Consider the following 15,075-nt stretch of genomic DNA (forward strand, 5'->3'; position numbering starts at 1 on the left):
CCGCCTCGACCTTCGCCGGCAACACGGACACCCGGCGTACAAAAGTCACCGGGTTTCCGTGACCTGAACCCCGGACACCCGGTGACGATCAGGTTACAATCGCGTGACAATCGCCCCGGGCGCATGGTCTGAAGGAGTTCGCGAAGCAGGGATCGCTCGCCCGAGGATCCAATCGCCCGAGCGCACGGATCACGCCCGGTCTTGACGTGGCCCGCCCATCCGGGCGCCCGCACTCATCACGTCCGACCCCGCCGCATCGCCGCTCGGCAAGACAACGACCAGGACCGCCCCGGTCCACACGCACAGTCAAGAACAACCGAGCCAACATGTCCCGCATCCATCTCAGCCTCGGCCGCAAGATCGGCCTGGCCCTCACCGTCATACTCGTCTTCATGCTGCTGATCGCGCTGATCGGCTGGAGTGGACTGCAACGCACCGACAAGGTCCAGCAGGCGCTGATCAAGAGCTTCGAGCAATCCAACTTCCAGCTGGTCAAGGAGATCGACCACCTGGCCTGGGTCAACGATCTCGGGCTCAGTCTGCTGCTCGACCAACCCTTCACCGGCGAACTCGACCCGCACCGGTGTGACTTCGGCAAGTGGTACGACAGCCTGCGCAACGACCCGGGCTATGCGCGCTACCCCGAAGCGTTCCGCGCCGCCTTCGACACCATCGCGGTCCCGCATCGCGCCGTCCACGAGTCGGCCAAGCGGATCAACAGCGCACTACAGCGCGGCGATCACGATCAGGCGCTGCGCATCTATCGCAACGAGACCCTCGCCTACCTGCAGACCCTGCGCCATCTGTTCGGGGTGCTCGAGGAATCGCTCCAGGCCCAGCAGCAGGAGAGCATCGCCATCTCCGCAGAGACCAGCCAGCTGGCACGCTGGAGCATGCTGGGCGCGGCCAGCGTCGCACTGGTGCTCGCGGCCCTGCTCGGCGTGCTGCTCACCCGCCTGGTGGTCCGACCGGTGCGCGCCACCACCGCGCGACTGCGTGACATCGCCGAGGGCGAGGGCGACCTGACCCAGCGTCTCGAGGTCCACGGCAACGACGAGATCGCCGATCTCTCGCACGCCTTCAATGCCTTCATCGCGCGCATTCACACGCTGGTCAGCCAGGTCGCCGGCGCCGCCAGCCAACTCTCGGCCGCCGCCGAGCAGCTCTCCGGGACCAGCACCGAGAGCCGCGAACACGTCGCCCAGCAACAGCGCGAGGTCGAGCAGGTCGCCACCGCGATGCACGAGATGGCCTCGACCGTGGCCGAGGTCGCACGCAACGCCGCCGAGGCCGCGCAGGCGGCTCAGAACACCGACAACGAGGCCGAGGCCGGCAGCGCCGTGGTCGGCGAGGCCAACACCACCATCGATGCGCTGGCCCTCGAGGTCGAGAGCGCGGCCGAGGCGATCTCGCGCCTCGCCGCCGACAGCGAGGAGATCGGCAAGGTGCTCGACGTGATCCGCGCCATCGCCGACCAGACCAATCTGCTCGCACTCAACGCCGCGATCGAGGCGGCACGCGCCGGTGAGCACGGGCGCGGCTTCGCGGTGGTCGCCGACGAGGTGCGCAACCTTGCCAGTCGCACCCAGGCCTCGACCACCGAGGTGCAGGAGATGATCGAACGATTGCAGGGCGGCGCGCTCGGCGCGGTCGAGGCGATGGAGCGCGGTCGCGCCAAGGCCGGCGAAGGCGTCGCCCAGACCACGCACGCCGCCGAGTCCTTCCAGACCATCACCCAGTCGATCAGCACCATCACCGACATGAATGCCCAGATCGCCAGCGCTGCCGAGGAGCAGTCCGCGGTCGCCGAGGAGGTCAACCGCAGCGTCTCCAACATCAACGACGGCACCGCGCACGCCGCCACCACCTCCGGCCAGATCGCCCACGCCAGCGAGGCCCTGGCCGCGCTCGCCCTCGAACTCCAGACCCTGCTCGGGCGTTTCCATATCTGAGCCGCCAGCCGCCAGCCGCCAGCCGCCAGCCGCCAGGGAAGGCTAGCGCCCATGACTAAGGCCGAGAGCTGGAGACTCGCCGTTGGTGGTTCAGCCACCAGCGACCAGCTGCCAGCGCCGAAGGCTGGCAGCCATGACAGGCAGCTGGAGGCTGATCGCTGATAGCTAAGATTCAAGAACCTCTTGCCGCGGCCGTTACTCAGGGACGGAACAGACTCGCCCCGGAGGCCCAGAGATGATCTCGCTCCACTCATCCGTCTCGCAGCTCCAATCGCTCACGACCCTGCGCTCGGGTGCCGGCGCATCGGGCTCGCCGACGACAGCGACCCGCGACGGCAGCGCAGCGGCGCCACAGCAGCAGGTGCTCGAGCGACTCGCCGCGCACATCCCCGGCATGGACGCCAATGCCGTGCGCAAGCTCGACGCCGAGAACTTCACCCCGGAGAAGGTCGCCAACCGCATCGCCGATGCGGTGGCCACCGGGCTGGAGAGCGCCCGCGCCCGTGGCCGCTCCGAGGCCGAGGTCGAACAGCTCTATCAGCAGGCCGTCGAGGGCGCACGCAAGGGCTTCGAGGAGGCGCGCGAGATCCTCTCCAACCTCGACATGCTCCAGGGCAAGGTCGCCGAACAGCTCGACGAGACCGAGCAACTGACCTTCGCCGCGCTCGACGGCCTGGCCCCCGGCGGCCAGAGCACGGCGAGCAGCGCCACTACCGCCATCGGCGTCGCCGAGCGCTTCCAGCACGCCGAGTCCTTCTCGCTCGAGGTGCGCACCCGCGACGGCGACAGCGTGCGTATCGACTTCGGCCAGCAGCTCGACTACAGCGCCACTGCAGCACTCGCACGCGACAGCGAGGGCAATCAGGTGGCGCAGTTCGACGTCTCGCGCAGCGCCTCCAGCAACTACAGCTTCAGCGTCAAGGGTGATCTCGACACCGAAGAGCTCGACGCCATCCGCAACCTGGTACAGGACACCAGCGAGCTGGCCAACAGCTTCTTCCAGGGCGACGTGCAGGCGGCCTTCTCCCAGGCCGGCAGTCTCTCGTTCGACGCCGGGCAGCTCTCGCGCATGGAGCTGAACATGAGTTCGAGTACCAGCTACTCGGTCGCTCAGGCCCAGCGCTATCAGGAGACCCAGCAACTCGGCAACGACTCGCAGAGCGAGCGCCCCGGTCGTCGGATCGGTCAGCTGATGGATCAGATGCAGGAGCGCTTCTCGCAGCCTGCGCTCGGCTTCCTCGAGGACGCCCGCGCCAGCGGTGCCGAGCTGATGCAGGGCCTGGTCGAGCAGGATGAGCGCTTCGTCAGCGCCGAGAAGCAGCAGCAGGACGACTTCCGCTCGCACATGAGCCGACTGCTCGACGCCTTCGCGCCACGGCGCACCGACAGCGATGACTGAGGACTACTCGGGCAGGTTGGGCGGATCCCAGTCATCGAGTCGCGCCCCCGAGGCACAGGCCGCGCGCCACGCCGCGAGCCGCTCGAACTGAGCGCGGCTCGCGGCGGCCAGTAACACGGCGAGTTCGCGAACCTCGGGCGCCGCCTGATCGACCAACCCGGCATAGAAGTCACGACGACACCGGGCATCGCGCATGCCCAGCTCCAGCACCTCGGCCACGCTCATCAGATAGTCGACGCCCTCCCCGCCGACATCGGGCGCCGGCGCACCGTCACCACACCAGGCGAAGTCCCAGGGCGCGATGCGCGGCAGACACAGCCCACGCGCGCGGTGCTCGACCCGGGCCACGGTGGCCTCGCTGAGCCCGGCCAGTCGATCGAACGCAGCCGCCGCGGGCGCATTGTGGTGCAGCACCATCCCGGCGGCGAGTTCGGTATAGCGCTCGTGGCTGGCGTGTTCGAGTTCGAGCGCGTGGGCGAGCAGCGCCGCGAGAGAATCCACCGACCCCGGGCCCGCGCTCATGCCAGCAGCCCCGACTCGATCTCTTCGAGCGTGCACGCGGGAGCCTGCTCGGCCCGCCAGGGCGTGAGGGCGCGGCGAAACAGCAGTCCCAGGGTCTTGCCGTCATCGGCCTGGATCCGGCGCGCCGCCGCCACCGGATCGATGCTCGGCCCCGTGTCATCGACATGCACCCGCCCCTTCCAGTCGCGATGCTCGGGCCTGAAGGTGGGACAGGGGGTGAGCACGTGCACCAGGGCGAATCCGGGATACTCGATCGCCTCGACCAGCAACCGGCTCAAGCCCGCGGGATCGCCGGAGAAGCCCCGGGCGATGAATCCGGCGCCGGCGGCCAGAGCGATCGCGGTGGGCAGGAAGCGCGGCATCCCGGTGCCGTGCGGCGTGAGCTTGGCCTGCTGCCAGTCGGGCGCGGTGGTCGGCGAGGCCTGTCCCTTGGTCATGCCGTAGACCTCGTTGTCCATCACCACATAGGTGAGGTCCTGGTTGCGCCGACAGGCGTGCAGGAAGTGATTGCCGCCGATCGAGAAACCGTCGCCGTCGCCCCCGAGCACCAGCACGGTGAGTTCGGGGCGCGCCGCCTTGAGACCGCCGGCGAGCGCCAGGGCGCGACCGTGCACGCCGTGGAAGCCGTAGGCGGCGACATAGGCCGGCAGCCGCGAGGAGCAACCGATGCCGGAGATCAGCGCCAGGCGCTCGCGCGGCAACTCGAGATGGGCCAGCGCCCGGGTCAGCGCCGCGAGCACGCCGTGATGTCCGCAGCCCGGACACCACACCGGTGTCACCCCGGACTTGTAGTCACGGGCACGCAAGGTCGAGGTGGTCGGTGATTGCGACTCAGTCATCGGTCTCCTCCGCATCCAGCACCGCGGCGACGATCTCGCCCGGTCGCCACGCCAGGGGGCCGGGCCGGGCCAGCGCGCGCGCCTGTGGCGGCAGCACCCGCTGGGCATGGAGATGGGCAAACAGCTGGCCGTCCTGATTGAGTTCGACCACCCATATCCACGCCGCGCCATCGAGCGCCTCGCGCAGCGCCGCGCGCGCCAGCGGGGCGATCAGCCGCAGCGCGATCACCCGGGTCGGATGCCCCGCTGCGGTGAGCCGCGCGGCGGCCTCGAACACCGCCCCGGCGCTGCTGCCCCAGGTGACGAGACAACGCGTACCCCGACCACGGATCTCGGCCCAATCGGGCCCCGGATCGAGACCGTCGAGCTTGCGCGCGCGCTTGTCGAGCTGCTGGCGATGATCGGCGGCCAGGCTCGAGGGCGTCCCCGAGGCGTCGTGCTCCAGTCCCTCGGCGACATAGCGGCAGCCCGACCGGCCGGGTGCGGGCATCGGCGAGCGTCCGTCGACGCTCGGTGCATAGCGCTGGAAGGGCGCATCGAGGGGCCCGTCGGGCACCAGTCGGGGCGGCAGCAGCGGGGCCCGTGGCGGCGGATCGACGATGGCGCGCGACTGGCCGAGCGCCTGGTCGGAGAGCACGATGGCCACCGTCTGCAGGTGTTCGGCGAGCCCCACCGCCCATTCCAGGGTGAAGCAACAATCGGCGATACCGAGGGGCGCGAGCACCAGGTGCGGGGCATCGCCGTGGAGCCCGTAGAGCGCCAGACCGAGATCGGACTGCTCGGTCTTGGTGGGGATCCCGGTCGAGGGACCGCCGCGCTGCACGTCGACCACCACCAGCGGGGTCTCGCTGGCCACCGCCAGTCCCAGCCCCTCGACCATCAGGCTCAGTCCGGGGCCGGAGGTGGCGGTCAGCGCCGCCACCCCGCCGAAGGACGCGCCGATGACCATGTTCACCGCCGCCAGTTCGTCCTCGGCCTGGAGCAGCTGACCGTCCCGCTGCGGCAGACGCGGCGCCAGCCATTCGAGCAGCTCGGTCGCCGGGGTGATCGGGTAGGCGGCGACGAAGCGCACCCCGGCGCGCAGCGCGCCGAGACCGGCGGCCTCGTTACCGCTGAGGTTCCACAGCCCGGCAGCGCCGCCAACGGGCGCACACCCACCCTGCTCCACCAGCCCCAGCCCCGCTTCCAGACAGGCGATGGCCGCAGCACGGGTGGCGGCGTCCTTGCTCGCCAGCACCCGTTCGCTGGCCGCGCTCAGCACCGCATGAGACAACCCCAGCCAGCCGCCGAGCGCGCCCAGGGCGACCATGTTGGCGCGCCCCCCGGGGATCTCGGCGGCGCGCGCGGCGAGCGGCAGCGCCCGCACCCGTGCGCCGCACCCGGTCAGACAGGGCGGCGGCGGCGCGCTGGCGACGTCCTGGAGGATGAGGGTGTCGGCGTCGACCGGCAGCTCGTCGACGAAGCGCTCGACATTGGCCCAGTCGAGCCCGAGCAACAGGTCGAGCCGATCGGCCATGCAGGCGACCGGGCGCGAGGCGAAGCGGAGGGTGGCGGCCGACTCGCCGCCGCGGATCTGCGGACCGGCGGCGCGCGTCAGCAACCCGTGGACACCGGCGCGACCGAGCGCGGCAAGCAGGATCTGGGCAGTGGTGAGGGCGCCGTGACCACCTGCACCGGTGATCGCCAGCATGCCCTCGGGGGCGACGGGGTCGCGATCGCACGGCATCGCGGGCACTCCTCCCAGGCCGGTGCGCCGCACTCGGATCGGCGGCGCGGGGATGGGGTGCGAAGCGGTTTCGGGGACACCACGACACACCCCCGTGCACCGATCATAGCCGCGACGCCGAGCGTCCCGGTTGATCTGGCACAGTCGAGGGGCGTTTCGATGGAGGGCGACCGGACCCGCCGTGCGGGCCGGCCGGGATCAGGCCTGGAGCTGCTCGGAGCGGAAGGGCGCGACGGTCTCGAGGATCGCCTTGTGGACCTTGACGTTGCCGGCGACCAGATTGCCGGTCTCGAGGAAGCGATTGCCACCGCCGAGGTCGCTGACCGTACCGCCCGCCTCCTGCACCAGCAGGGCGCCGGCAGCGCAGTCCCACTCGGACAGGCCGAGCTCCCAGAAACCGTCGGTGCGTCCGGCGGCGACATAGGCGAGATCGAGCGCCGCCGAGCCCGGACGACGCAGCCCGGCGGTGGCCAGGGTCATGGCCTTGAACATGCCCATGTAGGCGTCGATATGGCGCTGGTCACGGAACGGGAAGCCGGTGCCGATCAGCGCACCGTTGAGCGAGGGGCGCTTGGCGACCCGGATCTTGCGGTCGTTGAGCTGGGCGCCCTCGCCGCGCGCGGCGGTGAACATCTCCTCGCGCAGCGGATCGTAGACCACGCCGCACTCGAGCTGCCCCTTGTGCTTGAGCGCGATCGACACCGAGAACTGCGGAAAGCCGTGGAGATAGTTGGTGGTGCCGTCGAGCGGATCGATGATCCACTGATAGTCGCCCTTGCCGTGGAGACCGCTCTCCTCGGCAAGGATCGCGTGGCCCGGGAAGCGTGCCTGCAGCTCCTTGATGATGGTCGCCTCGGCGAGACGATCGACGTCGCTGACGAAATCGTTGCGTCCCTTGGTCTCGGCCTTGATGTGGTCGACGTGATCGAGATAACGCAGGAGGATCTTGCCGGCGCTGCGCGCGGCACGGATGGCGATGTTGAGGCTTGGATGCATAAGGATGAAAGATAACGGATGTGGTCCGCGTATCATAGATTGAGAACCCTATCAGCGTCTTGAGAGAACGCCCCATCCATGACCCAAACCAGCGAAGAAAACCTCGGGCGCATCCGCGCCGTGCTGATCGAGACCAGCCACCCCGGCAACATCGGCGCCGCGGCGCGTGCGCTCAAGACCATGGGCCTGTCGCGTCTGGAGCTGGTCGCGCCGCGTCAACGCCCGGACGCCGAGACCCTGGCCCGCGCCGCCGGCGCCGATGACCTGATCGAGCGCGCCGGCATCCACGACGACCTCGACAGCGCGCTCGAGGGCTGTCGTCTGGTGATCGGCGCCAGCGCCCGGCTGCGCAGCATCGAATGGCCGGTGCTCGACCCCGCCGAGGCCGCCGGCCGACTGCTCGCCGAGGCCGCCCACGGCGAGGTGGCGATGCTGTTCGGGCGCGAGAGCTCGGGGTTGACCAACGCCGAGCTGTCGCGCTGTCACTATCTGGTGCACATCCCCACCAACCCCGAGTTCAGCTCGCTCAACCTCGCCGCCGCGGTCCAGGTGCTCGCCTACGAACTGCGTCGCCACGCCCTCGTCGGCCGCCTCAGCGAGCACGTCGACGAGCGCCCCGATCTGGCCGACGCCGCCGACCTCGAGGGCCTCCACGGCCATCTCGCCGCCACCATGCGCGCGGTCGGCTTCGGCGACATCGAGCAGTCGCGCACCCTGCAGATCCGTCTGCGCCGGCTGTTCAACCGCGCCCGCCCCGACCGCACCGAGATCAACATCCTGCGCGGCATCCTCAGCGCCGCCCAGGGTCGCAAGCGCCCCGGGCGCGACGACCCGGCGCCAACGGAACCCGCCCCCACCGCCAAGGACACCACATGTTCAGACGACTGAGAGAGGATATCGCCTGCGTCTTCGACCGCGACCCGGCGGCGCGTACCACCTTCGAGGTGCTCACCACCTATCCCGGCATCCACGCGGTGGTGGTCCATCGCATCGCCCACGGTCTGTGGCGGCGCGAGTTCAAGTGGGCCGCGCGCCTGCTCTCGAACATCGCGCGGTTGTTCACCGGGATCGAGATCCACCCCGGCGCGGTGATCGGCCGGCGCTTCTTCATCGACCACGGCATGGGCGTGGTGATCGGCGAGACGGCGGTGATCGGCGACGACTGCACCCTCTATCACGGGGTGACGCTCGGTGGCACCACCTGGGAGAAGGGCAAACGTCATCCCACCCTCGGACGCGACGTGGTGGTCGGTGCCGGGGCCAAGGTGCTCGGTCCGATCGACATCGGCGACGGCGCGCGCATCGGCTCCAACGCCGTGGTGGTGAAGTCGGTGCCGGCCGGAGCGACCGCGGTCGGGGTGCCGGGCCGGGTCATCGAGCCGGCGCGTGATGCGGCGAGCAAGCGCCGCGCCGACACCGCCCGACGCATCGGCTTCGACGCCTATGGCGCCACCCGCGATGTCCCCGACCCGGTGGCCAACGCCATCAACCGCATGCTCGATCATATCCACCAGATGGACAGTCGCATGGAGTTGATGTCGCAGGCACTCGAGGGCCACGGCATCATGCGCCGCTTCGAGCACGAGTGCGATCTCGACGCGATGAGCATCCCCCCGGCCACCGACGGCGAGACGGACGCCGACTCGGGTCAGCGCCGACCCGAGGATGCACGCCAGCGCTGAGCGCAGTGCCCTGGCGTGGTGCGGATTAATTGATCGTAACGGTCGGGTAACGTAGAATAACCCTACACTTGTTCGCTGTATTTTCCCTTGGGTGCAACGTGAGACTGACTACCAAAGGCCGCTACGCGGTCACCGCGATGCTCGACCTGGCCATCCACCAGGGCCGGGGACCGATCGCGTTGGCCGACATCGCCCAGCGCCAGGGCATCTCGCTGTCCTACCTGGAACAGCTCTTCGCCAAGCTGCGCAAGCGTGCGCTGGTGACCAGCGTGCGCGGCCCGGGCGGCGGCTACAACCTCGCCCGTACCGCCGCCGAGATCCGCGTTGCCGAGGTGATCGCCGCGGTCGACGAGAACGTCGACACCACCCGCTGCGGCGGCGCCCACAACTGTCAGAACAATGGTCCCTGCCTGACCCACGACCTGTGGAACGACCTCAGCGACCACATCTTCGACTATCTCAACGCCATCACCCTGCAGCAGCTCGTCGACAAGCGCGAGGCCACCCAGCCGCACCCACCGACCTCCTGCGCCACCGTCGACGTCAAGCTCGACGTCTCGCGGGTCGCCGCCAACACCTGAGCAGGCGCGCAAACGCCTTGCCAGCACGCGCTCCGAGGGCCTAGGATCTGGGTGAGCCGTGCGGATGACCCCGGGCGGCGGGATGCCCGAGATCCACCCAACTGTCTTCGCCGAGTTGGACGCAGCCAAGAACCACTTCGAGCTCTTCGGATTGCCGACGAGCTTCACGGTCGACACCAACCGCCTGGCGGAGCGCTATCGTGCGCTGAGCGCCCAGGCCCGCGCCGACACCGCCCTCGCCGCCGCCTCGCCGTCGCAACTCGACGAGGCCTACCGCACGCTGCTCGACCCACTGGCGCGCGCGCGCTATCTGCTGCGCCTGCACGGGCGTGAGCTGGGGCGCGGACGGGGCAATGCCGGGCTGCTGGTCGAGCAGCTCGAGCTGCGCGAGCAGCTCCAGGAGGTGAGCAACCGCACCCGCACCGCGCTCGCCGTCTCCAGCGTGCTCACCGATCTGGCCGAGCAGAGCGCGGTACTGGCCAAGGAGCTGCGGACCCTGTTCGAGGATCCCTCGACGGACAATCTCGAACTGGCGCACGACCTGGTGCACCAGCTCGAGTTCATCGCGCTGTGCCGGCGCGACGCCGAGCAGCGCCGCGACGCGCTCCAGCGCCGGGGCTGAGCCCGACCCGCGGGCTCAGCACTGCTCCCAGGGGAGACCGTGGAAGCGCCAGCCGCCGAGGCTGCTGCGGTGATGGTGCTCGTCGAGTTCGCCCTCGAACCCCTCGCCGACGTGATAGACACGCTTGAGCCCGGCCTGGAGCAGCGCCTTGCCCGCCTCGTGCGAGCGCTTGCCGCTGCGACAGATGAGGATCACCGGCGGGCACTGCTCGGTGTCGGACTCGCAGCTCGCGCCGCCGAGCAGGAGCTTGCGGATCTCGGTCTCGAAGTCCGGGTTGACGGTCCAGTCCGGCTCGTCGATCCAGGGTACGTGCACCGCGCCCTTGGGGTGACCGACGAACAGATACTCCATCGACGAGCGGATATCGACCAGGATCGCCTGGGGGTGGGAGTCGAGCATCGCCTGCGCCTGCTGCGGCGTCAGACTCTGCGGAGCAGCGTCGTGCATGGGGATTCCTCGTTGGTGGTGGGATCGCTCTTGTTATTGTGCCGCGCGCCGAGGCGCGTCCGGCTATCCTAGCGCCCTCGGGCATCACCGCCCAGCGCAAGCATCGGGAGACAGTATTGGCGACACATCGAGATCCACGACCCCCGCTGGACGTACGCATCAAGGACGCGCTGGCACGGGCGCTGATGCGACTGATGGCACGTCTGCCGCTGGCCTTCGCCCACCGTCTCGGCAACGGCCTCGGCTGGCTGGTTGCGCGCTGGCCCAACCGTCAGCGCCGCAACGCCCTGATCAACCTCGCGCTCAACTTCCCCGAGCGCGACCGCGAGCAACTGCTCGCACTGCGCGACGACACCCTGCGCGAGGTCGCCAAGACCTATTGCGAGATCGCCCATCTGTGGCTGCGCCCCGTCGAGCAGACCCTCTCGCTGGTCCGTGAGGTGCGCGGGGCGGAGCTGCTCGAGCGGCGCGACGGCAAGGGGCTGATCGTGCTCTCGCCGCACATCGGCGCCTGGGAGCTGGCCGGACTCTATCTCGCCGAGCAGGGACCGACGGCGATCTTCTACAAGCCGCAGAAGTATCTCGACGACCTGATCCGGCGCGCCCGCGGGCGCAGCGGCGCGACCCTGGCACCGATCACCGGCAAGGGCATCCGCGTACTGGTGCAGGCGCTCGAGCGCGGCGACTATGTCGGCGTCCTGCCCGATCAGGAGCCCAAGGCCGACAAGGGGGCGGTGTTCGCGCCGCTGTTCGGCATCCCCGCCTTCACCATGCTGCTGGTCAACCGCCTGGCGCGGCGCACCGGGGCGCCGGTGATCTTCATGTTCGCCGAACGGCTCGACGACCAGAGCGGCTTCCGCATCCACTGCATCCGCGCCCCCGAGGGCATCGACAGCGCCGACGACGAGGTCGCCGCGCGCGCCCTCAACCAGGGCATCGAGCAGTGTGTGCGCACCTGCCCGAACCAGTACATCTGGCCCTACAAGCGGCTCAGACGTCGCCCCGAGGGCTGGCCGAAGATCTACAGTGGCGGGCTCTCCGACGCCGAGGCGCTGGAGCAGGTGGCGCGGCTGCGCGAGCGGCACGCGGCGCTCGCCGAGGACGCGCCACCGAGCTGAGCGGAGGCGCGGCCGGCGGCAGACCGCCGGCCGCGCGAGATCAGGACGAGATGGTGGTCGAGGCGCTCTGCGTCTGCCCCTGGTTGTCGGTCCAGGTGATCTCGATCGGATCGCCCTCGGCGCCCCCGGCAAACTTGAACGACAGATAGGGGTTCTTCGACACCCCGCCGCTCCACGAGGCGGTCATCACCACCTCCCCCTTGGCCTTGCACACCACCTCCTGGATGAAGTGCGCCGGGATCGGCTCGCCGGTCTTGCTGTCCTTGCGCAGCCCAGTCTCCATCGGGTGACTCATCAGACACTTGACCGTGGTCACGTCGTTCTTGGTCTTGGCGCGGATCTTGATATCAGACATTGGCTCTCTACCTCAGGTTATCCGTTGAGCTCGCTGCGATGGCGTCCTGTCACCCGCCGCAACCACCGATGGTCACCTTCACGCTCTTGCTGTTCTTGAAGACCTGATCGCCGACCTTGACCACGGCGGTGACATCGGCGGTCTCGGCCATCTTGATCCGGGTGGAGACGAAGGGCATGGCGTTGGGTGCGAGCTCGAAAGAGGCGATCAACGGGGTCTGATTCTTCTCGGCGAAGATCGCGATCGAGGTGACACCCTCGATATCGGCCTCGACCGTCACCGGCACCACGGCACCGTTCTCGGCGATGTCCGGGGCTTTGATGCGGATGCGCTCGTCGCGCTCGGCGCTCTCGCTGCCGACCAGCGCCGCGAGCGCCTCGGGCATCTCCCTGGCCTTGAAGGCCACCTCGTTCCAGTCGGCGAGCACCAGCCGGGGCGACAGCAACCCGGCACTCACCGCGATCCCGATCGAGCCTGCACTCAGCGAGCCCTTGAGCAGGATTCTGCGTTTTGCATCGATCATCAACTCTCTCCTGTCGAGCATGGGTGGATGGTCTGCGGATCCGCTGGAGGAGGACCGCTGCCGGTGTTCACGACAGCGGCGCGCGGAACCTGGGTGCCCGAGTCCATCGGGCGTTGTTGTTGTCGTGCGTCGCCATCCCGGCGCCTCGAGCGAGCGGGTCGCGGGACAGCGGATATCGTGAGGAGCAGGCGCGACGCTCAGCCCAGCGGGTCGTCGCGCTCGCGCCGGTCGCGCTCCTCCTCGCGCAACGCATCGAGCCGCGCCTGGATCTGGGCGGCGTCGTGATAAGGGATATCGCGTTGCCGCAGGGCGATCTCAAGCTGGCGGATCGCCGGCTCCAGGTCGCCGAGCAGATAGAGCCGCTCGGCCCGATAGCGATGGGTCGCGGCACGGTTGCCGGACTTGAGCGCCGCCTGTTCGAGCAGGTCGTAGAGCATGACGTCGTCGGGACGCAGCCGCGCCAGGTCCTCGAGCGCGTCGAGCGCCTGGCGCGCGCGGCCCTGCTCGAGCAGCAGTCGTGCCCGCACGGTGCCGAGCACCCAGTCGTTCGGCGAGAGCGCCAGCGACTGGGTGAGTATGCTCAGCGCCTCGTCCGAACGCCCGCGCCGCTGCGCCAGCTCGGCCTCGAGCACCACGAACTCGGGTTGGCTGGGCTGGGCCGCGAGCAGCCGGGCGAGTTCACGCTCGGCGCCGCCGTAATCACGCGCGCGCAACAGCGCCAACGCATAGCCGTAACGCTCGGCCAGCGCGTTGCGGTAGCGCCCCTCGCGCAAGGTCGCGCCGAAGTGCGCCACCGCCTGCTCGGCGCGGTCATAGGCGCGCTCGCGCAACCGCGCGCGGGTGAGATGGAAACGCAGACTATCGGGACGCTGGCGGGCGCCGAAGCGCTCGGCGCGCTGCAGCGCCTCGGCGATACGATTGCTGGTCACCGGGTGGGTGCGGAGGAACTCGGGGGCGGCGCTGTCGTGGATCTGCCCGGCGCGCGAGAGCCGCTCGAAGAATCCGGCCATGGCGTAGGGATCGTGCCCGGCGCGCACCAGGGTGGAGATACCGATGCGATCGGCCTCCTTCTCGTTCTCGCGGGTGAAGTTGATCTGGTGCTGGATCGCCGCGGCCTGGATACCGACGATCGCCGCCATCCCGGCATCGCTCGAGACCTGGGCGCCGAGGATGGCCGCGGCCACCAGCAGCGCCGTCGCCGGGACGCTGAGCCGGCTCTGGTCCTCGACCCCGCGCATCAGGTGGCGCTGGGTGACGTGCGCGATCTCGTGGGCGATCACCGCCGCCAGCTCGCTCTCGGTCTGGGCGGCGAGCACCAGTCCGGCATAGACACCGATATAACCGCCCGGACCGGCGAAGGCGTTGACCACCGGTTCGTCGATCAGAAAGAAGGTGAAACGCCGCCCCTCGGCATCCGGGTCGGCGAGCACCAGCGAGCGTCCGAGCGACTCGATATAGCTCGCCAGCAACGGATCGTCGAGCACCGCCAGACGCTCGCGCACGTGCTGCATGAAGGCCTTGCCGAGACGGGTCTCCGCGCCCTGGGTCATCACCGCATCGGCCGAACTCGAGAGATCGGGCAACTCGAAGTGCTGGGCCTGCACCGCTCCGGCACCGAGCAGGGCCGGGAGCAGCGCCGAGGCGAGCAGGCGGCGGAGGCGTGGCAGTCGACACATGGATCGCTTCATCACATAACCGACGAATCAGATCAGAAGGAGACGGCGAGGTTTCCGCCCCATCCTCGCCGACATCGCGCGTCATGTCGACGCCCGGCGACGATTGAGAATCCTCATTGCCCCGACAAACCCAACTGCGTTGTCAACTATTAGAAAACCGCTGTATTCTTAACCACCCACCGCGCGCCAACGCTGCGTATACCATGCGCGCCAGCCGCTGGCCGGGGTGGTGACGGGTGAGGACGCGGCGCCAACCGCTGCCCACCCGCCCCGCAAGCCCCGCAGCGACGGGGATCAACGTCTCTATGGAGAGGACGAGGCCGCGCGGACGACACCGGCGGCCGGCATCGAGACCCGGCCGGGCGAGCGTCCCGGCCGGGCGCCATCACGAACTAGCGCGGAGAGACTCGGACATGAATCAGTTCTACTACGACGCGGTCACCAAGATGGAACAGCTCGGCGTCGATGACGAATACATCCAGGGCTGGCAGTGCGGCTTCCTGCAGAACCCCAAGCGCGAGGAACAGCGCCTGACCGAGGCCTATGCCGCGGGCTACGACGACGGCGAGGAGAAGAACGCCGAGAACTTCGCCAACTGGGTCAGGGAGTGACCCCGGTCCGGGGCGCCAGCGCGCCC

At 69.3% G+C, this 15,075-nt stretch carries 16 protein-coding genes; 8 read left to right on the forward strand and 8 right to left on the reverse strand.

Features of this window, described 5'->3' with window-relative positions; translation table 11 throughout:
* The first annotated feature begins 326 nt into the window (after positions 1–326).
* Together ACAM26_RS00475 and ACAM26_RS00480 are read left to right on the forward strand one after the other, a co-directional pair.
* Positions 327–1,952, forward strand: a complete 1,626-nt coding sequence (locus ACAM26_RS00475) for a methyl-accepting chemotaxis protein (protein WP_123142924.1) — start codon at positions 327–329, stop codon at positions 1,950–1,952.
* 235 nt (positions 1,953–2,187) lie between these two features.
* On the forward strand, positions 2,188–3,351 hold the full coding sequence (locus ACAM26_RS00480; RefSeq protein ID WP_123139914.1) for a DUF5610 domain-containing protein: 1,164 nt from the start codon (positions 2,188–2,190) through the stop codon (positions 3,349–3,351).
* A gap of 3 nt (positions 3,352–3,354) precedes the next feature.
* Here the strand turns inward: ACAM26_RS00480 and ACAM26_RS00485 are convergent, their stop codons facing one another.
* From ACAM26_RS00485 to ACAM26_RS00500, 4 genes are all read right to left on the reverse strand, one after another.
* Positions 3,355–3,852, reverse strand: a complete 498-nt coding sequence (locus ACAM26_RS00485) for a rubrerythrin (protein WP_369612921.1) — start codon at positions 3,850–3,852, stop codon at positions 3,355–3,357.
* Positions 3,853–3,869: 17 nt separating this feature from the next.
* Positions 3,870–4,712: a thiamine pyrophosphate-dependent enzyme gene (locus tag ACAM26_RS00490; protein ID WP_369612922.1), complete on the reverse strand. Its 843-nt coding sequence runs from the start codon at positions 4,710–4,712 to the stop codon at positions 3,870–3,872.
* Positions 4,705–6,438 (reverse strand): 2-oxoacid:acceptor oxidoreductase family protein, encoded by a 1,734-nt coding sequence (locus ACAM26_RS00495; RefSeq protein ID WP_369612923.1) that lies wholly within the window; start codon positions 6,436–6,438, stop codon positions 4,705–4,707. The genes ACAM26_RS00490 and ACAM26_RS00495 overlap by 8 nt, the downstream gene beginning before the upstream one ends.
* Positions 6,439–6,636: 198 nt before the next feature.
* On the reverse strand, positions 6,637–7,434 hold the full coding sequence (locus ACAM26_RS00500; RefSeq protein ID WP_123139918.1) for an inositol monophosphatase family protein: 798 nt from the start codon (positions 7,432–7,434) through the stop codon (positions 6,637–6,639).
* 78 nt (positions 7,435–7,512) lie between these two features.
* Here ACAM26_RS00500 and ACAM26_RS00505 point away from each other — a divergent pair, with 78 nt between their 5' ends.
* The 4 genes from ACAM26_RS00505 (at position 7,513) to hscB (ending at position 10,319) form a co-directional block, all read left to right on the forward strand.
* A complete protein-coding gene (locus ACAM26_RS00505; protein ID WP_123139919.1) occupies positions 7,513–8,322 on the forward strand; it encodes an RNA methyltransferase in 810 nt (269 codons plus the stop codon).
* Complete coding sequence (cysE, locus tag ACAM26_RS00510; protein WP_123139920.1) at positions 8,307–9,116, forward strand: serine O-acetyltransferase; 810 nt, start codon at positions 8,307–8,309, stop codon at positions 9,114–9,116. Before ACAM26_RS00505 ends, cysE begins: the two co-directional genes overlap by 16 nt.
* A 98-nt stretch (positions 9,117–9,214) precedes the next feature.
* Positions 9,215–9,697 (forward strand): Fe-S cluster assembly transcriptional regulator IscR, encoded by a 483-nt coding sequence (gene iscR, locus ACAM26_RS00515; RefSeq protein ID WP_123139921.1) that lies wholly within the window; start codon positions 9,215–9,217, stop codon positions 9,695–9,697.
* 64 nt (positions 9,698–9,761) lie between these two features.
* On the forward strand, positions 9,762–10,319 hold the full coding sequence (gene hscB, locus ACAM26_RS00520; protein WP_223806177.1) for a Fe-S protein assembly co-chaperone HscB: 558 nt from the start codon (positions 9,762–9,764) through the stop codon (positions 10,317–10,319).
* 15 nt (positions 10,320–10,334) lie between these two features.
* Here hscB and ACAM26_RS00525 read toward each other — a convergent pair whose 3' ends face one another.
* Entirely contained in the window at positions 10,335–10,766 is a 432-nt protein-coding gene (locus ACAM26_RS00525) for a rhodanese-like domain-containing protein (protein WP_123139922.1), read from the reverse strand.
* Positions 10,767–10,882: 116 nt separating this feature from the next.
* Between ACAM26_RS00525 and ACAM26_RS00530 the strand changes: the two genes are divergently transcribed.
* Positions 10,883–11,884, forward strand: a complete 1,002-nt coding sequence (locus ACAM26_RS00530) for a lysophospholipid acyltransferase family protein (protein WP_255419406.1) — start codon at positions 10,883–10,885, stop codon at positions 11,882–11,884.
* A gap of 40 nt (positions 11,885–11,924) precedes the next feature.
* Here ACAM26_RS00530 and soxZ read toward each other — a convergent pair whose 3' ends face one another.
* The 3 genes from soxZ to ACAM26_RS00545 all read right to left on the reverse strand — a co-directional run bounded on the left by soxZ (position 11,925) and on the right by ACAM26_RS00545 (position 14,438).
* Positions 11,925–12,239: a thiosulfate oxidation carrier complex protein SoxZ gene (gene soxZ / locus ACAM26_RS00535; RefSeq protein ID WP_123139924.1), complete on the reverse strand. Its 315-nt coding sequence runs from the start codon at positions 12,237–12,239 to the stop codon at positions 11,925–11,927.
* Positions 12,240–12,288: 49 nt separating this feature from the next.
* Positions 12,289–12,762 carry a thiosulfate oxidation carrier protein SoxY gene (gene soxY, locus ACAM26_RS00540; protein WP_369612924.1) on the reverse strand — a complete coding sequence of 158 codons (474 nt, stop codon included), beginning with the start codon at positions 12,760–12,762 and terminating at the stop codon, positions 12,289–12,291.
* A 197-nt stretch (positions 12,763–12,959) separates the two neighbouring features.
* Complete coding sequence (locus ACAM26_RS00545) at positions 12,960–14,438, reverse strand: M48 family metalloprotease (protein WP_123139926.1); 1,479 nt, start codon at positions 14,436–14,438, stop codon at positions 12,960–12,962.
* 413 nt (positions 14,439–14,851) lie between these two features.
* Here ACAM26_RS00545 and ACAM26_RS00550 point away from each other — a divergent pair, with 413 nt between their 5' ends.
* Positions 14,852–15,049 carry a hypothetical protein gene (locus ACAM26_RS00550; protein WP_005221303.1) on the forward strand — a complete coding sequence of 66 codons (198 nt, stop codon included), beginning with the start codon at positions 14,852–14,854 and terminating at the stop codon, positions 15,047–15,049.
* The last annotated feature ends 26 nt before the right edge of the window (positions 15,050–15,075 follow it).

It is taken from the genome of Marichromatium sp. PS1, assembly GCF_041155115.1.
GTDB classification, from domain to species: Bacteria; Pseudomonadota; Gammaproteobacteria; order Chromatiales; family Chromatiaceae; genus Marichromatium; species Marichromatium gracile.